Origin of the sequence: Pseudomonas sputi, from assembly GCF_021603585.1 — a bacterium.
In the GTDB taxonomy this organism is placed as follows: domain Bacteria; phylum Pseudomonadota; class Gammaproteobacteria; order Pseudomonadales; family Pseudomonadaceae; genus Aquipseudomonas; species Aquipseudomonas sputi.
In genome coordinates, this window is sequence record NZ_BQHI01000001.1 from 1 (window position 1) to 18,987 (window position 18,987).

The window sequence follows — 18,987 nt, forward strand, 5'->3', positions numbered from 1 at the left end:
GGGGAGAGTGGCTGGAGGGCGCCTAAACAGGGCGTAAATAGGGGGGGGGCGTAGCTTAAAAAAGGGCCTCAAGGAATAAATCAGTTCAAATTTTTCCTTAGGTGACGGACCTAAGCGTAGACACCTGCCAAAGAGTAGAATTTTTTTCGGGGCCTCTGCAACATGGGAAGTAGCGCTGCTACTATGCTTCGGAATAATTGAAGGGGCAGGCTTTTTGGGCATCCTTTTATTGGTTCTCTGTATATGGAAATTTTAATTATGAATCAAGAAATTCTGCTTGATGACCTTCCTACTCTTGAAGATAAACTGGAGTGGGGAGGGGAATTGAAGAGATTGATTCATCGAGTTGAAAACTGTCCTACTCCACACGTTTTAGGTATTCACGGAAACTGGGGGAGCGGGAAAACTAGTTTTATGAGGCAGCTCCAATATGGTTTGGGTGGTGAGTGTGAAGACGATGGCTCAATAAAAAAGGGGCAAGTTGCGAGGAAGCAAAAAGCGAAAAAGGCTATTGCGACGGTTTGGTTCGATTCTTGGCGGTATCAGCACGAGCCGACACCGGTTGTAGCTCTACTTCAGGAGATGCGAAGGCAGCTTGCAATAATGCCAGCTGTAAAGGAGAAGTTTTTAAAGTTTAGTGAAATTGCACTACGTTATACACTCGATGGTCTTAGTGATGTAGGTAAGGCAATTGGGATTGAGGCGCTGCCAAGTGGAGAGAAAATTCAGAAAATTGGTGAGGCCTGGGAATCAAGGCATCATGCTCAAGCACTAAATACGGATTCAATAAGAAAGCATTTGCATGAAACTATAGTTAGTTTGTTACCTAACGGTGAACGATCGAGAATTGTCGTATTTATAGATGATTTAGATCGTTGTAATCCGAAGGCTGCAATTAGACTTCTGGAAGGTTTGAAGATTTATTTGAATCTGCCTAACTGTGTTTTCGTTATTGGTATGAATGAAAGTGTTGTTCTTGATGCGATAAGAGATGAGATATCAGCCCCAAGTAATGCTACTCCACAGGAGATGCATTTGCATGCTAGCCATTATTTGGAGAAAATCTGCACTGATGTGTATCGACTTCCGTTGCCCGATAATTCAACTGCTTTGTTTAGTAAGCTATTGTCTGCTTCCGTTTCTGTAGAGTATGTGAATGCATTTAACTTGTGTGTCGGAAATACTGTATGCTTGCCTCCCAATCCCCGGCGTTTAAAAGCACTGGCCAATCAATGGGCAAGGTTTTCTGGTTGCATTGCTTTTCCCTCAACTGTAGAAGAGCAAAAGATCTGGGCTGCGAGAGTTATTGTGGCAGCTTATATTCATCAGTTTCACCGAGATATTTGGGAGCGATGGCATCATAATTTGGATTTTTGGGGAGATTTTTTAGCTTGGTGTAATGGAGAAAGAAGTTTTGCTCCAAATGGTGCTGTAATGACTCCGAGTTGGGCTCAAGCCCTCAAACTGACGACGAGAGTTTCTAATGCTGGGGCAGGGGGAGCTCCAGCATGGGCATTACAGTATCCTAATCCTGGAGATATCGATGTTTTTTGGGTGGATGAATTGATTCGTGAGTATCGTGATCATTTGCGCCCAATAGATTTTCAAGGTTTATTGTCCGGAAAACAGATTGTGAAGAAGGTCTAAAATGAAAACTACTTCAGCTCAGCTCATTGGCTTGTGGGACGACGTAGATCTTCGAGTTTATTTAGGGGAAGTCAAAAGGCGCCACGGCGTTGTTGAAGTGTTGGCATTGCCTTCGATGCATGATCTTCCTCCAATTCAAATAGAAACGCTATTTGTTCAGCCACAAGTGTCTACGGAACCTGTGAGTGCTGACAATGATCCCACCACTTGGCCCTCAGGAGATACACTTCTTTCTGAACTTCAGAAATTTGGGCAGTTGGTTGTTTTAGGGGATCCGGGCGGTGGAAAGACTACCTTGAGCAACTGGCTCGCTTGGAGACTTTCGTCGGGATTAACAACGCCTCTTCCTGAATATTTGGATAATCGTGTTCCTCTGCCTTGTATTCTTCGAGATATTCATGCGTCAGTATTTTCGGAAGATTTCAGTATATCCGATTTGGCTTGCTATATTTCAAAGCAATTGCTGGGTGAGAAATCTTCAGAAAAGCTGGAGGCTTCTTTAAGGAAGCGTGTCGAAGCAGGAGAATATGTACTTATACTGGACGGTGTCGATGAGATACCACTTGAGAATAGATATGTTGTCTCAAACTGGATGAGGATTGCTCATGGACAGAACGCCTGTGTTCTTGCAACCTCTCGAATTGTTGGTTACGAAGATGGGCCTGTTGATCGTCCGGCAAAAAATATCTCTGTAGAAGATGCGAATAAAAAGCTAGTCGATTTTAAAAGTTCGGTAGAACTGGTTTCCTCCCATATAATAAAAAAGGGAAGGCCCTATGGGAGTGGGTATAAATCCCTTGATATGAATTTTGATTCTTATCGCTGGGCTCAAATCAGATACCTAATGCCCTTTGATCAGAATAAAATCGCTCTATTTTCAGAAAATTGGTATAGGCAGCGTTGTCATACCGAGCAAGAAGCACGCCAGCGTACGACGGATTTACTTGTCTCATTGAGTCAGTCGGAAGTGACGCAAAAGTTAGCGCGCACTCCAAATTTGTTGAGTTTGATGGCTATTGTGCATCGAGAACGTGCACATTTGCCTGATGGAAAAGCGTTGCTTTATGATGAAATTGTAAATGCATATATTAATACTATCGACAAACAGCGAAAAATTGATCCGGGTGATGCGTTAGCTCCATATACTTGGAAAGAACGGAAGTCTTGGCTGGCTTATGTCGGCTTCAAAATGCAGCAACTACGTGGGACGAGTGGAGTACAAGAGCGAAACTCTGGCGTGTTAGTGGATGAGAGTAGTGTGGAAGCGTGGTTGACTGAAGCATTAATGGTTTCAGGAGTTGCTTCCGCTTCTAATGCAGCGAAAACATTCTTGAGTTGGGTAGCACGACGAAGTGGCCTGCTACTTCCTCGAGGAGAAGGTAAGTATGCATTTGTTCATTTAAGCTTCCAAGAGTATTTTTGTGCATGCTATTTGGAGTCTTGTATAGTTCGACCAGCGTTTATACGTAACAAACTCTCAAAAGACGAAGTGGTGACTAGAGAGAGCTTGGCTAGCTGGGGTGAGTACTATGCATGGCTTGAGACCTTTGTATTTTTATTTGAGTTGATCTCGGCGGAGAGGGGGGCGGATTGGGTTGAGGATCTTGCGAGTATAATGTTCGATTCGCAATCTGAGTTTGATTCTAATATCGCCGAACTGGCTGCGAGGCTACTGAAAAATAAACATATTCGGCTTGATGAGTTTTGGAGAGATCGTCTCGCAGATGGTTGTAGTGTTATTGCTCTTCGTGAGTGGGAACATTTGGGGATGTCTAGTTCAAGTACGGTTTTATTGTCCCTTGTTGCGCAAGGGTATGCCCATGTTGTGAGTCAACCTAGAGAGGAAGAGGGGGAGGATCAAGCAATTGATAAATATACCTCCTCCGTGGCTGGTATTTTTTCTCCCGAAAAAGTTAGGGTTTTGATAGTTTGTCAGTCATCGGAGAACTTCTTAGGTGTAGATTCTTCTATTTTGTTCAGTAGTCTTAAATGCTTGGTTTTAGATGGTGGAAACGTTGCTGATTTGTCACGGATAAAGTTTTCTAAAGGTTTGAGAGTTTTGAAGTTGCGTGACTTGCCCGTTCAAGAAATTTCACCAATTGCTAGCCTTAAAAATTTGGAAGAGTTGGAGGTGGATGGCCTAGCGCTTTCAGACTTGTCTGCAATTTCTTCACTTAAAAAGCTGTCTTCTCTGGAATTGTCTGGAATGGATGTTGGTGATCTGACTTCGGTCAGTCTTCTTAAGAAGATTAATTCGCTCACTGTCCGCAGAATGCCAGTAGCAAATCTAGACTTCTTATCAACAGTAAAGAAGTTAGGGTATCTGGTTCTGGATACGGTAGAGGTTTGTGATTTGTCAGGTTTGGTGTCTATTGGGAAATTGGGAGGCTTGACGCTTGAAAAGCTACCGTTAAAGAGCATTGAAAGTTTACGGGGTATGAAAAGGATAGAGCGACTTTGCTTAGAAGATCTTGAGATTACAAGTCTAAGCGGGATTGAAAGTATTAGTATAGAAGGGTTGGTTGTTTCCCGTTGTTCTATAGTCGATTTTTCTGATGTGCAAGAAGCTACACTTCGTAGCTTGATGCTGGATACCGTTCCGGTTAATGGTCTGAAATTCGTTTCGCGGTTTAAGAATTTGTTTTCGTTACATCTTTTAAATTTGAATGTTGATGATGTTTCGCCTCTGCAAAAACTGAATAATCTTAGAATTTTAACTATTTCGGATCTGGAAGTTTCTGATGTGTCGCCTTTATCCAAGCTTTCGCAGCTAAGGTACTTGGAAATTTGCTCTAAGTCTGTCTCTGATGTTTCATCGCTGGTTTCACTTTCTTCACTTCGGCATCTCGATCTCACTGGCTCAAGTGTCAAGGATTATTCTATGTTGGAGAGTACTGTGGGACTCAATATCGCAATGCATTAATTCTGTGTAGGGTTGATTGCTTTTGACGACGAGGGAGCCGTTATGCAGCTTCATCGTAGCTTTTTTGCGATGCTTAACCGACATGGCGGGAATGGTAGCGTTGTAGGGAGTTTCGCCATTGCATTTGTTTTAGCGTAGTGAGGAGGGGCGCAGGGCGAAAGGGCAGGGTTTGTTAATTTTGGATTTGGAGATGTAATTAATCTGTCCCCAATTCCGCTGCTGACGAGTGTGGGATATGCGGAATTGATCGCAATTACATTATTTATGAGAAGTATTTACTCAGCATTCGCACCAATTTAAACAATAAAAAAATTTATTGTTTAAATTGGTTTCACCATGAGCAGTCAATGCCTACACATCCTTGCGCCACCCCCTACACCTAAGACAGAATCCGCCGGCTTGTGCCTCTAGCACGGGGGTTCTATCGTTCCTGGGTCACTGAAAACCAGTGATCGGGTTTGGTAGCCCGGATTCCGTCAGAAGCACAAGACTACTGTCTTGCGGAGGCTTTCAGTGCCTTCGTTTTATGGTGGTCATGCGCAGGGCATCTTCGGATGCGCCGGGGTTCCTGACGGCCGGTCTACCAACCTGCGTATGGCCTCCACCCTAGTTTGGTAGCGAAGGTGGCGGCTCCTAACCTCTTATCCGTCGGGAGTTACTCCATGTTCAAACCAACACCCAACCCACCAGAAACCGATCCGGTTTCCCCCTACAAATTCCCCGATTCACGAACCCTGAACGAAGCCGCCGAGCGCGCCCTCGATCACTACCTCACCCCGCAGCAACGGATCATGGGCAGCCACACCAAACATGACCCGATGTACTTCGCCAACCCGGCCTACGACACCGAATCCCTGCTCGCCAACGCGAGCGAATCACTGGGATCGGCGAGCGAAATGCTCAACAACCTCGCCGCCACCCTGGAACCCGCCCACCGCAAAACCGCTATCGGCATTGCGCAGTTGGTGATGTTGGGATCTTTGGCGGTGAATCAGGCGCTGGATAACGTCGAGCCGAAGTAGGTCGTTGCGACCCTCTGTGGCAAATGGCGCAGCTTGCTGTCGCGGAGGGTCCGTCACCCGCGTGATGAAGGGAAGGGGAGTAGAGAATGTGCGCACAGCGCAGATTATTTTCGATAGTGCCTGGAGATTTCTTTCCATATGTATCTGTACCGGAACTCAAGCCAACGTATCAGCAGTTTGTCTATTTGGCGTCGATAACGGCTGCGCTCTCGGGCGCTCAGATTTTCACTAATGTCAGACGTTAGTTGTTCAAGGTTGAACGCAGACCAGATCATCGGGATCACTGTCTCAAGGTTCGAATGGCAGACAGGTGCGACCTCCTCGTAGAGAATTCGCTTTATTTCTTGCGGGTCGTAATCTTCGGTCTGGCGCGCGATGGATTCGTAGTTGACCTCGTTGTCTACAAACGCGTCGGACAGTGCCCAATAGACGTGGGAGCGCTCTTTCTCAGTCGCTAACGCCCAGTCACGCTTGATGGAGGATGTCTTCCCAGTGGTTGGTTCAGCCATTTTTTGACGTCCTGTCATGCGATGGTGTCAGCCTTGCTTCTAAGGGCGGCCGTGAATGTGGCTCTCAAACCGCGCAAAAAAACGAAATCGAGTTGATTTTTTCCGACGCTTAGAGCCGTTAAAAACCTATTATCAGGTCAGGATTTACCAACTGGCTGTTCGACGGCATTGCGTATTCTCTAGGTCTCGTAAGTTGCAAAAAACTATACCGAGCGAACTGGAAAGCCGATGTAAACCTTTGTGAAAGGCCGAACCTGAACCCACGCTGAAACCCCCGCAAGTTTCATCTCCCCGCCACCCGCGCAGGCCTACGATCCCTCTACAAGATCCCGACCCCACCTGAGCGCCACACACCATGAACAATCCACTCAAAGCGCTACTGCTCGTCGCCACCATCTCGGTTTTAAGCGCCTGCTCCGGCTCCGGTGGCTTGACCACCACTAGTTGTTTCTCCAGCGACTGTCAGTCGCCGCAGGCGCGGAACGTGAATACGTTGAAGTTCGGCGGGAGCGATATCGGTAACAGTTTCAACCAGTACAGCTCCGGCCTGATGCATGACGACTGAGGTTTACGGGGCCGCGGGTACGGCGATCCATTCGCTCAGGACTTTCTGGTATTGGCCGGTGACTTTGCTCAGGTGCAGCCACTGGTCGACGTAGAGTTTCCAGCTGATGTCGTCGCGCGGCAGCAGGTAGGCTTTTTCGCCGTATTGCATGAACTGGCTCGGGTTGACGGCGCACAGGCCGGGTTTGAGTTTCTGCTGGTAGAGGGCTTCGGAGGCGTCGGTGATCATCACGTCGGCCTTGTTGTCGAGCAGTTGTTCGAAGATGGTCACGTTGTCGTGCAAGGCCAGTTGCGCCTTGGGCAGGAAGGCGTGGACGAAGGCTTCGTTGGTGCCGCCGGCGGGTTCGACCAGGCGCACGTTCGGCTGGTTGATCTGGTCGATGGTCTGGTATTTGGACTGGTCGGCGCAGCGCACCAGCGGGATCTTGCCGTCGACGTCGAGGGTGTTGCTGAAGAAGGCTTTTTTCTGGCGTTCGAGGGTCACCGAGATGCCGCCGACCCCGATGTCGCATTTGCCGGCCTGCATGTCCGGCATCAGGGTTTTCCAGGTGGTCTGCACCCATTCGACCTTGACGCCGAGGCTGTCGGCCAGGGTTTGCGCCATGGCGATGTCGATGCCTTCGAAGCCGCCGTCCGGGCGTTTGAAGGTGTAGGGTTTGTAGTCGCCGGTGGTGCAGACGCGCAACTGGCCTTGTTGTTGAATGGTGTCGAGGTGCGAGGCCGGTTCCTGTGCCTGGGCCGCGCCGGCCATGGCCAGCAGGCCGCAGAAGATCATCGTGCTTTTTGGAATCGTCATGGAGATCGGGCTTGTGCAGTGGAGGTGCGGGCCAGTGTAGTGAATGCGTTTACCGGGTGTCATCCCGGTTCCGGGCTTAACGTGCCCAGCCACGCCACCAGTGCCACGATCAACAGCGCAATCACCAGTTCCAATGCCACACTGCGGCGCAAGGCGTTGGCCGCCACTTGATGCTGCCCGGCGCGCAACGATTGTTCGAGCAACGGCCCGAGGTGGAAGCGGTTCAACGCGGCCAGCACCAACATGCCTCCGAACAACACAACCTTGATCGCCAGCAGAATCCCGTAGGTGCCGAGCAGGACTTCGCCCAGTGTCGGGCCGACAATGAACAGGTAGTTCGCCACGCCGGTGACCGACAGGATCAGCACAATCCCTGCGCCGACGCCTTCGAAGCGTTTGACGGAATCGGCCAGCGAACGAATGCGCGCCTCGCTGCACAGTGCGTCGAGCCGCGACATCAAGATCAACGCGAGCATCGCGCCCAGCCACGCCCCCGCCGCGAGCAGGTGCAGGATGTCGCTGAGAAAATGCCAGAAGCGCTGAGATCCCTCGTCCATCGCCCCGTGCCCGCTCCAGGCCAGCGAGGCGAGGGCGACGGCGCCGGCCATCGATGCCGGCCACAATCGCGGCGAGATCATCACGGCGATCAGCGCAATCATCCGCAGCGTCCACGCCAGCCCGACGTCGGTTTCCAGCACCATCATTTGCAGGTGCGGCCACAGCGCCGCGAACGCCGTTTCGCCACTCATGGTGCGGGTCATCAGCACCAGTCCTGCCACTGACAGCAGGGCCCCGATCAACGCCATCCCGCGCAGCATCGGCCGAAACCGCAGCGCCGCGTCAACGCTGTACAGCCCGAACAGCGCCAACCCGAACAACAGCAGCAAATCCACGTACAGCGCCAGACGCAGAAGGATGTTGATCAGTTCAGCCATCGCTCACTTCACTTTGAACGTGACGTTGCCGGTGATCGGGTGTGTGTCCGACGACACCGCGCGCCATTCGACCTTGTAGGTGCCGGCCGGCAGAGGCGAAAGCGGGGTGATGAGCATGGTTTTCGGGTCGCTGCCAGCGCTGACTTTGGCCTTCATCGGCATCGGCGAGTGGGCCATGCCGGGCATTTCGGTCATCACCAGTTTGGCGCCGGAGAACTGGGTCAGCAGATCCTCCGAAAAACGCAGTTCGATTTTGCCGGGCGCCGCGCCGTCGGCACCTTCGGCGGGGGTCGAGGACAGCAGTTTCGGATGGGCCTGGGCCAGGGTGCTCAGGAGCAGGCCGCTGACGAGTACAAGGGTGATTTTCAATGTGCGCATGCAAGACCTCGGTGTTGTTTTTTTAGGGGATTCAGAACCACAGCCGCACGCCGAGGACGAGTCGCGCTTCACTGCGATCCTCGCCTTCTTCCCGGGCGTAATCGGCGGTATTGCCGTAAGAGCGGTTCCAGGTCACGCCGATGTACGGCGCGAATTCGCGGCGGATTTCGTAGCGCATGCGCAACCCGACTTCGGTGTTCGACAGGCCTGAGCCGATCCCGCGTTGCGGGTCGTTTTTGCCGTAGACGTTGAGTTCGGCGGTCGGCTGCAGGATCAGGCGATTGGTCAGCAGGATGTCGTAGTCGCCCTCCAGGCGCACCGCGCTCTGGCCGTTTTCACCGAGGAACGCCGTGGCTTCGGCTTCGAAGTTGTACAGCGCCATGCCCTGCAGACCGAACGCGGCCCAGGTTTGCGGGGCGCCGGGTTTGAAGTCCTGGCGCACGCCAGTGACCACGTCCCACCACGGCGAAACCGCATGACCCCACAGGGCCTGGATTTCCGCATTTTCGGTCTTGCCGTTGCTGCGCTCGCCCTCGGAGCGCAGCCACAGCCGATCGATGTCGCCGCCGATCCAGCCGGACAAATCCCAGGCCAGGGTGCTGGCGTCGTCGGCGTCCTGCCATTCGAGTTTGTCGGCGAGGAAGTACGTGTTGATGGCGCTGTCGTGGACCTGGTGTCCGGCGTGGCTGGTGAACACAGCGGCGCGGTCGGCATCGGTCAGCGCCGGGATCGGCGTGCGGCTTTCGGTCGGCGCGGCGGGCTGCATCATGCCGTCGTCCATGCTCTGCATGTCGGTCATTTGACTGTGATCCATGCCTTGCATGTCAGCCATCCGGCTGTGATCCATGCCCTGCATGTCGCTGGCGGCGAAGGCCGGAGCCATCGACAGGAGCGACAACGAAAACACGGCGAATCGGGTCATGGTCGGCGTCCTCATTCTTCTACCCGCACTTCGCGGAACATGCCCATTTCCATGTGGTACAGGAGATGGCAGTGATAGGCCCAACGGCCGAGCGCGTCGGCGGTCACGCGGTAAGTGCGGCGGGTGCCGGGCGGCATGTCGATGGTGTGTTTGCGCACCTGGAAATTGCCGTTTTCGTCTTCCAGGTCGCTCCACATGCCGTGCAGGTGGATGGGGTGGGTCATCATCGTGTCGTTGACCAGCACCAGGCGGATACGCTCGCCGTACTTCAAGCGCAGCGGCTCGGCGTCGGAGAACTTGATGCCGTTGAACGACCAGGCGAATTTCTCCATGTGGCCGGTGAGATGCAGTTCGATGGTGCGGCTCGGATCGCGGCCATCCGGGTCTTCGAAGGTGCTGCGCAGGTCGGCGTAGGTCAGGACGCGACGCCCGTTGTTGCGCAGGCCGAGGCCGGGGTCGTCGAGTTTCGGCGCGGTGGTCATGGCTTGCATGTCCACCAGCGGGTTGTCTTTTTCGCTGTCGGGGTGCGCCTGCATCGGGCCCATGTTCATGCTCGAGTGATCCATGCCGCTCATGTCCATCGAACCATGATCCATGCCGCCCATACCCATGTCGTCCATGGTCACCAGCGGGCGTGGGTCCAGCGCCGGCACCGGAGCCGACAAACCGGCGCGGGTGGCGAGGGTGCCACGGGCGTAGCCGGTGCGGTCCATGGCCTGGGCGAACAGGGTGTAGGCGTCGGCGGCGGGCTCGACGATCACGTCATAGGTTTCCGCCACGGCGATGCGCAACTCGTCGACGCTGACCGGTTTGACGTGCAAACCGTCGGCGGCGACCACGGTCATTTTCAATCCGGGAATGCGCACGTCGAAGTAGCTCATGGCCGAGCCGTTGATCAGCCGCAGACGCAATTTTTCGCCGGGGCGGAACAGGCCGGTCCAGTTGTCATCCGGGGCGTGGCCGTTCATCAGGAAGGTGTAGGTGGCGCCGCTGACGTCGGCGATGTCGGTGGGATTCATCTTCATCTGCGCCCACATCGTGCGATCGGCGACGGTCGCGCCCCAGCCTTTTTCGCTGACGTCATGGATAAAATCGCCGACAGTGCGCTTGTGGAAGTTGTAGTAGTCGGACTGCTTTTTCAGGGTCTTCATCAGGCTGGCCGGGTCTTCGTCGGACCAGTCGCTGAGCATCACTACGTACTCGCGGTCGTACTGGAACGGCTCGGGCTCCCGGGCATCGATCACCAGTGGCCCGTAGACGCCGGCCTGCTCCTGCAAGCCGGAATGGCTGTGATACCAGTAGGTGCCGTGCTGGCGAACCTTGAACTGGTAGACGTACACGCCACCCGGCTCGATGCCCTTGAAGCTCAGGCCCGGCACGCCGTCCATGTTGGCCGGCAGCAGAATGCCGTGCCAGTGGATCGAGGTGTCTGCCTTGAGCCGGTTGCGCACCCGCAGCGTCACGGTGTCGCCTTCGCGCCAGCGCAGCAGCGGTCCGGGCAGGCTGCCGTTGATAGTCATGGCGGTGCGGGGCCGGCCGGTAAAGTTGACTGGGGTTTCGCCGATGAACAGCTCGAAATCGGTGCCGCTCAGTTCATTTATCTGGCCGGGGCTGTTCAAGGCCCAGACCGGCGTGCGCCACAGGCCGAGGCCGCCGAGCAGACCGCCGGCGGCGAGGCCTTTGACGAAGGTGCGTCTTGAGGTGGTTGAAGGCATGCGCTGGAAGTCCCCGTTTGACCAATGACGGAGAAGCTAACCCGCAGCAGCTTTCAGCTGGCTGAGGCGTGGATTACAGTTTTGTCAGGTTCGACCTACAACCCAAGTCCCTCCTGAACCACCAGCAGCAGGTTGTTTTCCGTCAACGCAATCGCATCCAGCTGTTGCCCGGTCTCGGGCGTCTGCAACCACCAATGGCTTTCGCCGTGTTCGTCGACGGTGCGCAGCAGCGACGCTTCGCGTCCTGACAGGACGATTTGCACACGCCCGGAGCCATCTTCGGTGAACCGGGCAATGGGGTCGAACGTCAGGCTGTGGTGGTTGGCTTCGATGATCAACTGGTCGATGGCGTAGTCATGGGTCTCGCCATCCGGTGAACTTTCGCAAACATGCGTAGGATTGCGCCGGATCTTCAGGCCGACCTCGGTGACCGGTTGCAACCAGCTTTCGATTCGGTGATACAAGGCGTAGACCTGCGCCGGCCAACAATCGATCTCAAGTTCGGCGCAGGTGATTTCGTCAGCATGGGTGTGCCGGGTTTGTTTGAGTTTCGCGGCGAGTTCGTCTGCTTTACTCATGTCGGTTCCCTGTGGTGATTTCAACATCATCGTAGTCCTTTCAAAGTAATGCAGGTTTTGCCCTGCGTCATGCGCCTGCAACACGGGCATGACTCAATCAGCGTCTGGCCAAGTGATGGTCAGACCACAGAAACCACGGACGCAAGCGTCCCAAGGAACGGGAACATGAAAAAGCTTTTTACAATTATGGCGCTGATTGCGCTGACGGTCGGTAGCATCGGCCTGAGTTCGGCGCGCCAGTCGTCCGCCAGCAAGGCGGAATCGGTGGCGGGGGTGTTCGATTACTACCTGCTGACGTTGTCCTGGTCGCCGACCTTTTGCCTGACCCACAAAGGCGACCCGCAATGCACCGGCAAGGGTTACGGTTTTGTCCTGCATGGCCTGTGGCCGCAATACGCCAAGGGCGGCTGGCCGCAATCCTGCCCGCCGCAGACCAACCTGTCGGCCACCGAAACGGCCAAAGGCCTGACGTTGTTCCCGACCAAGAAACTGCTCGATCACGAATGGAGCAAGCACGGCACCTGCAGCGGCCTCGGCGCGATGGGCTATCTGGACGAAGCGGACAAAGCCGTGGCCGCGGTGAAAATTCCGGAAGAGCTGCAACCGTTCAGTAGCTCGTATTACTTCGAAGCGCAGGAAATTGCCGACCTGTTCCGCAGGAGCAATCCGGGCATCCCGTCAAACGGTATCGCCGTCATTTGCAACGGCCCGGAACTCTCGGAAGTGCGTGTGTGCATGGGCAAGGACCTGCAATTCGGCGCGTGCGGCAAGGACGTGAAAACCCAGTGCCGGGCGGGGGATATTCGAGTACCGCCGTCGCGTTGACCGGAGCGGTTACCGGTCATAAAAAACAGGCGCCTTTTCAGGCGCCTGTTTTTTTTGCAATCGGGTTTGATCAATGGAAGGACTTTGTTCATGCTGCGCGCCCCACGGATGATGACGCGATACTGCAAGGAGCTTTTTCATGAGCGGAAAACCCGCTGCCCGAGTGACCGACCCGACCGCCTGCCCGTTGCCGGGGCATGGCACCAACCCGATTGTCAGTGGTTCGCCGAATGTGAATTTCGACGGGCTGCCCGCTGCACGAATGACCGACAAGTCGGCGTGCGGCAGCCCGATTACCGGTGGCGTTGCCTCGACGGTTTTTATCAATGGCCTGAACGCCGCCACCCTGGACAGCACCGGTGGGCATGGGAATGTGGTCATCGGTGGATCTGGCACCGTGATCATCGGCGATACCGTGGTGAACGCCCCTTTCAGCGGCCTGCTGCCAATGCCGGTGCACTTCACCGACAAGTTGCAGCTGGTGAACGACACCACCGGCGAACCGATGCCGAATCATCCGTACATGATTCAGCGCGCGGACGGTCGGATGGAGCACGGCGTGTCTGACGCCGCCGGTTTTACCCACACGATCAGTTCGCACCTTCCGGAAACCATCAAACTGTTTCTGGAGGAATGAGGCATGGGTGCGGAAACGGTCACGTGCGAGAAAGGCAACAATTACAAGCTGCACAAGGAACATACGCTGACGGACAAGAAGGATGTCAGTGTGAAGGCTGTGCCGGTGGAGAGTACCAAGGCGGTTGTTGTGTTTGTGGGAGGCGCTGGGGATAAGGAGAGTTATTACTTTTCAGGGCCATATGGAAACATCCAGGAGGCACGACGGCGCTTTGATAAACGAACTGAAAAACTGTTGAAAGAAGGCAGGTATCGATCAGAGTGGTTAGGCTACAACGAGGTCAGAGGAAAACGGGATATTCAGAGATATGTTCTAAGTCTAATTCCCTATAAAAGTTGCCCTGTCTATATCGTGGGTCATAGCCTTGGCGGATGGAATGGCGCGCATCTGACAAAAATCATGTCGGAGTGGGGCTATAGAGTCGAGATGTTGATTACGCTCGATCCCGTAGGTGAAGGTACGTTGGTTTGGTTGGGGTCAGATATATATCGCGAGCGTCCTGAACCCATCACCGCCGACTGGATTAACATAAAGGCGACACCTAGCCAAAGAAATCCATCAGACGGTGTGGCTGACTTTGGAGAAAAATGGCTTATCTCCTGCGGGCCATCACTCAATGTTAATGTCGACACGAATCATGCAAATGCTTTGGGGCTATTTACTGCGCAGATAGCTGGAACAAAATCAGCGAGTGATTTGTTGTATGACTCCATCATGGAAGAGTTTTCCTAATGTATAAGTTTATCCTTTGCGTGTTTTTAGCTGCTTGTTCGGGGTGCGCCAAAGATCATGCAAAACCCCCGGCCACTTTAAGTTTTATATCTGTTGGCAGAGAAAGCGGATCGCTTCTGTACGACATTAGATACGAGTCTGATATTGATGTTTTAGATCTTTTTGGTAGAGGTGAAAGAGTAGGGATGGTTTCGGGAACTCTTAACTGTGCTTTGGCAGATGATGTGGATTTTTCGGTGGGCAAGGCCATCCAGTTTTCCGCAGTTGGTTTGGTTGACTCTGACAAGGGACGGGGAGAAAGCGCCGGATTTTCCTACCTTACCAACGCGTTTCTGGTCGAAACGTCCAGCAACCGTAGTTCACAACGACAATTATCAGCGGCCGAGCTGAACCAACTCCTCTCAGGCAAACAACAAATCCCCTGCAAAGTCGTCGTCACCGCTTACGGCTACAAACCCTACTACTCAAACACCATGAACCTCCCGGTCGCAGACCTGCTGCGCGAAGTCAACAAGCCCTGAGCTCATCGCCCATCGGGGGGATCAAGCAAATCCCCCCGCATCCACTCCCAGTTCCCCGCGCAAAAACTCCACCAACCCCCGCTGCAATCCGCTCAACACCCCCTCGCGGCTGACCAGCGCCAGCTCCGTCGGCGGCAACAGCGGCAAATCCGTGCACACCCGATGTTCCGGCAACACCGCCGAAGCCGGCAGCACCGAAACTCCTAGCCCTGAAGCGACCGCCGCTTGAATGCCGGTCAGGCTGTGGCTGCCGAAGGCCACGCGCCAGGGGCGTTGCGCCACGTCGAGCAGGCGGATCGCCCGTTGCCGGTACAGGCAGCCTTGGGGAAACAATGCCAGCGGCAACACGCCAGTGGATGAGTCGAATTCCACGCCTTTGACCCAAACGAGTCGTTCCGGCCAGGTCGCCCAGGCGGGGCCGCTGTCGGGTTCGCGTTTGATCAGGGCGATGTCGATTTCGCCGCTGTCGAGGCGTTGGCGCAGGTCAAGGCTCATGCCGCTGACGGTTTCCAGCCGCGCTTGCGGGTGGCTGCGGGTGAAGCCGGCGAGGATCAGCGCCATGCGTCGGGCGTCGAAGTCTTCTGGCATGCCGATGCGCAGGATTTCCAGATCCAGGTCGCTGGCCAGGGCTTCGCTGGCCTCGGCGGACAAGGCCAGTAGTCGGCGGGCGTAGTGGATCAGCAGTTCGCCGTGCTCGGTGACGCTGACGTTCAGCCCGGTGCGATCACGCAACAGCAGGGCGTGACCGACCAGGTCTTCCAGTTTGCGCACCTGTTGGCTGACCGTGGATTGGGTGCGGTGGACGCGTTCGGCGGCGCGGGTGAAGCTGCCTTCATCAACCACGCAGACGAAGGTTTTCAGCAGTTCCAGATCCAGCATGGCGGCGGTCTCGATATTGGTTTGGCAACTGACGGTTGGCTATTTATTTAATTTCACACTATCACCCCGAGTTCATAAGCTGAAGCCCTCACTTGCAGAGGAATGCCCCCATGACGTTGATCAACACACCGCGCCCGCAATGGCTGACTTTCGATTGCTACGGCACCTTGATTCAATGGGACGAAGGCCTGCGCGCCGTGGCCGAGCGGATCCTGAGCGAGAAGGGCGAACACCGGGTCGATGCCGGTCGCCTGATCGAGGTCTACGACCGCCACGAACATCGCCTGGAACAGACACCGCCGCACCGCTCGTTCCGCGAGCTGAGCACCCTCGGCCTGCAACTGGCGCTGGAGGAACTGGGGCTGGCGAGTGCCAGCCAGGACAGCCAGCGCCTGGCCGCCGCGATCCCGCAGATGCCGCCGTTTCCCGAAGTCGTCGAGACCCTCGCGCAGCTCAAGGCCAAGGGTTTCAAGCTGTGCATCGTCTCCAACACCGATGACGACATCATCGCCGGCAACGTCGCTCAACTGGGTGGCCACATCGACCGGGTGATCACCGCGCAACAGGCTGGCGCCTACAAACCGGCGCCCCGGCTGTTCGACTACGCTCATGAGCAATTGGGCGTCAGCCGCGATCAGGTGGTGCACATCTGCGCCAGCCCGATGCTCGATCACACGGCGGCCCGCGACATGCATTTTCGCTGCGTATGGATTGATCGAGGGACCGGTCGTCAGTTGCTGCCGGACTATCGGCCCGACGCGATCCTCAACACGCTGGACGAAGTGCTGCCGCTGTTCGCATCCCTTGGCTGGTCATAAAGGAGGTTCGCCATGGCCCATACCCTGACCGGCAGCGCCCGACCCGCGCGTTACGCCTCGGTGAACCTCGACAGCGAAGCCATCATCACCGCTCGCCAAGAGCTGGCGGCGTGCTTTCAACTGGCGGCGCTGCACGGGTTGGAAGAGGGGATCTGCAATCACTTTTCGGCGATGTTGCCGGGGCACGCTGATCTGTTTCTGGTCAATCCCTACGGCTATGCGTTTTCCGAGGTGACGGCGCATAACCTGCTGGTCTGTGACTTCGACGGCAACGTGGTGGACGGCGAGGGCCAGCCGGAGGCCACTGCTTTTTACATTCACGCGCGCCTGCATCAGCGACTGCCACGGGTGAAAGTTGCGTTCCACACGCACATGCCGAACGCGACGGCGTTGTGCCTGCTGGAGGGGCCGCCGCTGTTGTGGCTGAGCCAGACCGCGCTGAAATTCTACGGGCGTACGGCGGTGGACGAGCATTACAACGGGCTGGCGCTGGACGCGCGTGAAGGCGACCGGATTGCCGAGATGATGGGCGATGCCGACATTCTGTTCCTCAAGAATCACGGGGTGATCGTCGCGGCCCCGACCATCGCCGAGGCCTGGGACGATCTGTATTACCTGGAGCGTGCCGCGCAAGTGCAATTGCTGGCGATGGCCACGCAACGGGTTTTGAAACCGGTGCCGCACGCGGTAGCGCAACGGGCGTACGAGCAGATGCGCGAGGGCGATCCCGAGAGTGCGCGGGCGCATCTGCACAGTGCAATGCGGCGGTTGTCGAGCCGGGGGTGAAAGCGAGGAAAACGGGCAGGCAAAAATAATTCGCGCCGCAGGTCATCCAATTGCCCTGCGCGCCGATAGCAACAGGGTCGGGATCGTCGCGGGGGCACTTGGTTGCCCCACACAACCCGGTGGGCTACGCTCACAAAATACAAGGGTTTCGGGCTTTCGCCCCTGTCGTACCTGCCCAGGACACGCTTTTGCCTATCCCCATTCACGATCCGCACCAGGCCCCCGGCGGCACTCTCAAGCGCTTGCCCCTGCGCAAGGCAGCGGTGTTGTTCATCGTTGCCGTGTGTCTGAGCCTGTCCGGCCTGCTGTATTTGCAGATCGAGCAATCGCGGCGCCAGGATCTGGCGAACGCGCAAGTGGCCTCGGCCAACCTGACCCGGGCTATGGCGCAGCAGGCCGAAGACACCTTTCTGGCGGCGGATCTGGTACTGACCAGCCTGGTCGACTGGATTCAGGACGACGGCTACGGCGCAGCGCAGAGGCCACGCCTTCAGAAGACCCTGGCACGGCGGGTGCAGCAACTGGAGCAGTTGCACGGCATGTTCCTGTTCGACCGCGAAGGGCAGTGGGTGATTACCTCGTTCCCGGATCTGCCACATGGCAATGGTGTGGCCGATCGCGAGTACTTCAGGTTTCACCAGCAGAACGTGTCGGGTGTGGCACACATCGGTCCGGCGATCCGCAGCCGCGAGAACGGCGAGTGGATCATCCCGATCTCCAAGCGGGTCAGCGACCACGCCGGCAACTTTCAGGGGGTGTTGCTGGCCGGGATCAAGATGTCGTATTTCGACAAGTTCTTCAAAAGCTTCAGCCTGGATGACAACGGCACCATGTTTCTTGGCCTGACCGACGGCACCGTGCTGGCTCGCCGGCCGTTCGATGAGGCCTTGATCGGCACCTCGATGGCCAAGGGCGAGATCTATCAGAAGCTGCTGCCCAATGCCACCGCCGGCACCTCGATGATCGATTCGTTGGTTGATGGTGTCACGCGCCTTTATGGTTACCGGCAGTTGGAAAGTTATCCGCTGGTGGTGTCCGCTTCGTCATCTCGGGACACGATTCTCCAGGGCTGGCACGACCGGGCTTTCCAGTCCAGCGTGATCGTGGCGCTGGTGATGCTCGGCGTGGGGCTGTTCGGCTGGGTGTTCATTCATCAGGTGCGCGATGGCGAGCGGATCGAAAAAAACCTGCGCAAGGCCCAGCGGGCGCTGGAGCAGATCGCCACCCACGACAGCCTCACCGGGCTGGCCAACCGGCGTCTGTTCGAGCGCTCGCTGGAAGTGGAGTTTGCCCGGGGTGCTCGGCAGTCGAGCCCGGTCAGCCTGATCATGCTCGATATCGATTTCTTTAAACGCTACAACGATGCCTACGGCCACGTGGCCGGCGACCATTGCCTGACGCAGGTCGCGCAGGTGGTGAAAAACTGCTGCCAGCGCAAGTCCGATCTGGCGGTGCGTTACGGCGGCGAAGAATTCGCCGTGTTGCTGCCGGACACCGACATCAACGGCGCGCTGGCGATTGCCGGGCAGATCCGTCGCAGCGTCATGGATAAACACATCGCCCACAGTGGCTCGCCCACCGGTTATCTCACGGTGAGCCTGGGTTGCTATTCGTTTATTCCGATGGGCAACGACAGTCCGGAGCTGTTCATCCAGCGTGCGGACGCGGCGCTGTATCAGGCCAAGAACGCCGGCCGCAACCGCGCGGCCGTGTTGTCGATGGACGTTGGTGTTGGCGAATTGATGCGTTCGGATCGCTGACAAAAAACCAATCGGGTTCGGACACAGGCCCTGGCCTTCA

The 18,987-nt window shown here is 55.7% G+C and carries 19 protein-coding genes; 11 read left to right on the forward strand and 8 right to left on the reverse strand.

The annotated features are described in order from the left end of the window. Positions 1-243 precede the first annotated feature (243 nt). From L6D81_RS00005 to L6D81_RS00015, 3 genes are all read left to right on the forward strand, one after another. On the forward strand, positions 244-1,647 hold the full coding sequence (locus L6D81_RS00005; RefSeq protein WP_236177158.1) for a KAP family P-loop NTPase fold protein: 1,404 nt from the start codon (positions 244-246) through the stop codon (positions 1,645-1,647). 1 nt (position 1,648) lies between these two features. Beyond that, positions 1,649-4,570 (forward strand): hypothetical protein, encoded by a 2,922-nt coding sequence (locus L6D81_RS00010; protein WP_236177165.1) that lies wholly within the window; start codon positions 1,649-1,651, stop codon positions 4,568-4,570. A 662-nt stretch (positions 4,571-5,232) separates the two neighbouring features. Next, entirely contained in the window at positions 5,233-5,592 is a 360-nt protein-coding gene (locus L6D81_RS00015) for a DUF6124 family protein (protein ID WP_236177167.1), read from the forward strand. Between the two features lie 104 nt (positions 5,593-5,696). Here the strand turns inward: L6D81_RS00015 and L6D81_RS00020 are convergent, their stop codons facing one another. Then, the gene (locus tag L6D81_RS00020; protein ID WP_236177169.1) at positions 5,697-6,101 is read right to left on the reverse strand and encodes a DUF7079 family protein; all 405 of its coding nucleotides are present in this window, start codon (positions 6,099-6,101) and stop codon (positions 5,697-5,699) included. Between the two features lie 355 nt (positions 6,102-6,456). Here L6D81_RS00020 and L6D81_RS00025 point away from each other — a divergent pair, with 355 nt between their 5' ends. After that, entirely contained in the window at positions 6,457-6,666 is a 210-nt protein-coding gene (locus L6D81_RS00025) for a hypothetical protein (RefSeq protein WP_236177175.1), read from the forward strand. Between the two features lie 3 nt (positions 6,667-6,669). On the opposite strand, the gene L6D81_RS00030 is transcribed toward L6D81_RS00025, so the two are convergent. The 6 genes from L6D81_RS00030 to L6D81_RS00055 all read right to left on the reverse strand — a co-directional run bounded on the left by L6D81_RS00030 (position 6,670) and on the right by L6D81_RS00055 (position 11,989). Then, positions 6,670-7,461 carry a transporter substrate-binding domain-containing protein gene (locus tag L6D81_RS00030; RefSeq protein ID WP_236177177.1) on the reverse strand — a complete coding sequence of 264 codons (792 nt, stop codon included), beginning with the start codon at positions 7,459-7,461 and terminating at the stop codon, positions 6,670-6,672. 59 nt (positions 7,462-7,520) lie between these two features. Beyond that, complete coding sequence (copD, locus tag L6D81_RS00035; protein ID WP_236177179.1) at positions 7,521-8,396, reverse strand: copper homeostasis membrane protein CopD; 876 nt, start codon at positions 8,394-8,396, stop codon at positions 7,521-7,523. Between the two features lie 3 nt (positions 8,397-8,399). Next, positions 8,400-8,774 carry a copper homeostasis periplasmic binding protein CopC gene (gene copC / locus L6D81_RS00040; RefSeq protein WP_236177187.1) on the reverse strand — a complete coding sequence of 125 codons (375 nt, stop codon included), beginning with the start codon at positions 8,772-8,774 and terminating at the stop codon, positions 8,400-8,402. 31 nt (positions 8,775-8,805) lie between these two features. Further along, on the reverse strand, positions 8,806-9,696 hold the full coding sequence (locus L6D81_RS00045; RefSeq protein ID WP_236177194.1) for a copper resistance protein B: 891 nt from the start codon (positions 9,694-9,696) through the stop codon (positions 8,806-8,808). 11 nt (positions 9,697-9,707) lie between these two features. Continuing rightward, on the reverse strand, positions 9,708-11,411 hold the full coding sequence (locus tag L6D81_RS00050; protein WP_236177196.1) for a copper resistance system multicopper oxidase: 1,704 nt from the start codon (positions 11,409-11,411) through the stop codon (positions 9,708-9,710). Between the two features lie 95 nt (positions 11,412-11,506). Next, on the reverse strand, positions 11,507-11,989 hold the full coding sequence (locus tag L6D81_RS00055; RefSeq protein ID WP_236177199.1) for a hypothetical protein: 483 nt from the start codon (positions 11,987-11,989) through the stop codon (positions 11,507-11,509). Positions 11,990-12,154: 165 nt separating this feature from the next. Between L6D81_RS00055 and L6D81_RS00060 the strand changes: the two genes are divergently transcribed. The 4 genes from L6D81_RS00060 to L6D81_RS00075 all read left to right on the forward strand — a co-directional run bounded on the left by L6D81_RS00060 (position 12,155) and on the right by L6D81_RS00075 (position 14,704). Continuing rightward, positions 12,155-12,814, forward strand: a complete 660-nt coding sequence (locus tag L6D81_RS00060) for a ribonuclease T2 (protein ID WP_236177221.1) — start codon at positions 12,155-12,157, stop codon at positions 12,812-12,814. 139 nt (positions 12,815-12,953) lie between these two features. Next, the gene (locus L6D81_RS00065; RefSeq protein WP_011335137.1) at positions 12,954-13,451 is read left to right on the forward strand and encodes a PAAR domain-containing protein; all 498 of its coding nucleotides are present in this window, start codon (positions 12,954-12,956) and stop codon (positions 13,449-13,451) included. 3 nt (positions 13,452-13,454) lie between these two features. Then, positions 13,455-14,183 (forward strand): alpha/beta fold hydrolase, encoded by a 729-nt coding sequence (locus L6D81_RS00070; protein WP_197869993.1) that lies wholly within the window; start codon positions 13,455-13,457, stop codon positions 14,181-14,183. Then, positions 14,183-14,704, forward strand: a complete 522-nt coding sequence (locus L6D81_RS00075) for a hypothetical protein (RefSeq protein ID WP_236177228.1) — start codon at positions 14,183-14,185, stop codon at positions 14,702-14,704. Before L6D81_RS00070 ends, L6D81_RS00075 begins: the two co-directional genes overlap by 1 nt. A 21-nt stretch (positions 14,705-14,725) precedes the next feature. Here L6D81_RS00075 and L6D81_RS00080 read toward each other — a convergent pair whose 3' ends face one another. Then, the gene (locus tag L6D81_RS00080) at positions 14,726-15,583 is read right to left on the reverse strand and encodes a LysR substrate-binding domain-containing protein (RefSeq protein ID WP_236177246.1); all 858 of its coding nucleotides are present in this window, start codon (positions 15,581-15,583) and stop codon (positions 14,726-14,728) included. A gap of 110 nt (positions 15,584-15,693) precedes the next feature. On the opposite strand from L6D81_RS00080, the gene L6D81_RS00085 reads away from it, so the two are divergent. The 3 genes from L6D81_RS00085 (at position 15,694) to L6D81_RS00095 (ending at position 18,947) form a co-directional block, all read left to right on the forward strand. Then, positions 15,694-16,401: a haloacid dehalogenase type II gene (locus tag L6D81_RS00085; protein WP_011335133.1), complete on the forward strand. Its 708-nt coding sequence runs from the start codon at positions 15,694-15,696 to the stop codon at positions 16,399-16,401. Between the two features lie 12 nt (positions 16,402-16,413). Beyond that, positions 16,414-17,187, forward strand: coding sequence for an aldolase (locus L6D81_RS00090; protein WP_236177247.1), 774 nt, complete (start codon positions 16,414-16,416; stop codon positions 17,185-17,187). A gap of 188 nt (positions 17,188-17,375) precedes the next feature. After that, positions 17,376-18,947 (forward strand): sensor domain-containing diguanylate cyclase, encoded by a 1,572-nt coding sequence (locus L6D81_RS00095; protein ID WP_236177248.1) that lies wholly within the window; start codon positions 17,376-17,378, stop codon positions 18,945-18,947. The last annotated feature ends 40 nt before the right edge of the window (positions 18,948-18,987 follow it).

Coding starts and splice junctions, on each gene's coding strand:
- L6D81_RS00005 (WP_236177158.1), top strand. CDS start 244: ATGGAAATTTTAATTATGAATCAAGAAATTCTGCTTGATGACCTTCCT.
- L6D81_RS00010 (WP_236177165.1), top strand. CDS start 1,649: ATGAAAACTACTTCAGCTCAGCTCATTGGCTTGTGGGACGACGTAGAT.
- L6D81_RS00015 (WP_236177167.1), top strand. CDS start 5,233: ATGTTCAAACCAACACCCAACCCACCAGAAACCGATCCGGTTTCCCCC.
- L6D81_RS00020 (WP_236177169.1), bottom strand. CDS start 6,101: ATGGCTGAACCAACCACTGGGAAGACATCCTCCATCAAGCGTGACTGG.
- L6D81_RS00025 (WP_236177175.1), top strand. CDS start 6,457: ATGAACAATCCACTCAAAGCGCTACTGCTCGTCGCCACCATCTCGGTT.
- L6D81_RS00030 (WP_236177177.1), bottom strand. CDS start 7,461: ATGACGATTCCAAAAAGCACGATGATCTTCTGCGGCCTGCTGGCCATG.
- copD (WP_236177179.1), bottom strand. CDS start 8,396: ATGGCTGAACTGATCAACATCCTTCTGCGTCTGGCGCTGTACGTGGAT.
- copC (WP_236177187.1), bottom strand. CDS start 8,774: ATGCGCACATTGAAAATCACCCTTGTACTCGTCAGCGGCCTGCTCCTG.
- L6D81_RS00045 (WP_236177194.1), bottom strand. CDS start 9,696: ATGACCCGATTCGCCGTGTTTTCGTTGTCGCTCCTGTCGATGGCTCCG.
- L6D81_RS00050 (WP_236177196.1), bottom strand. CDS start 11,411: ATGCCTTCAACCACCTCAAGACGCACCTTCGTCAAAGGCCTCGCCGCC.
- L6D81_RS00055 (WP_236177199.1), bottom strand. CDS start 11,989: ATGAGTAAAGCAGACGAACTCGCCGCGAAACTCAAACAAACCCGGCAC.
- L6D81_RS00060 (WP_236177221.1), top strand. CDS start 12,155: ATGAAAAAGCTTTTTACAATTATGGCGCTGATTGCGCTGACGGTCGGT.
- L6D81_RS00065 (WP_011335137.1), top strand. CDS start 12,954: ATGAGCGGAAAACCCGCTGCCCGAGTGACCGACCCGACCGCCTGCCCG.
- L6D81_RS00070 (WP_197869993.1), top strand. CDS start 13,455: ATGGGTGCGGAAACGGTCACGTGCGAGAAAGGCAACAATTACAAGCTG.
- L6D81_RS00075 (WP_236177228.1), top strand. CDS start 14,183: ATGTATAAGTTTATCCTTTGCGTGTTTTTAGCTGCTTGTTCGGGGTGC.
- L6D81_RS00080 (WP_236177246.1), bottom strand. CDS start 15,583: ATGCTGGATCTGGAACTGCTGAAAACCTTCGTCTGCGTGGTTGATGAA.
- L6D81_RS00085 (WP_011335133.1), top strand. CDS start 15,694: ATGACGTTGATCAACACACCGCGCCCGCAATGGCTGACTTTCGATTGC.
- L6D81_RS00090 (WP_236177247.1), top strand. CDS start 16,414: ATGGCCCATACCCTGACCGGCAGCGCCCGACCCGCGCGTTACGCCTCG.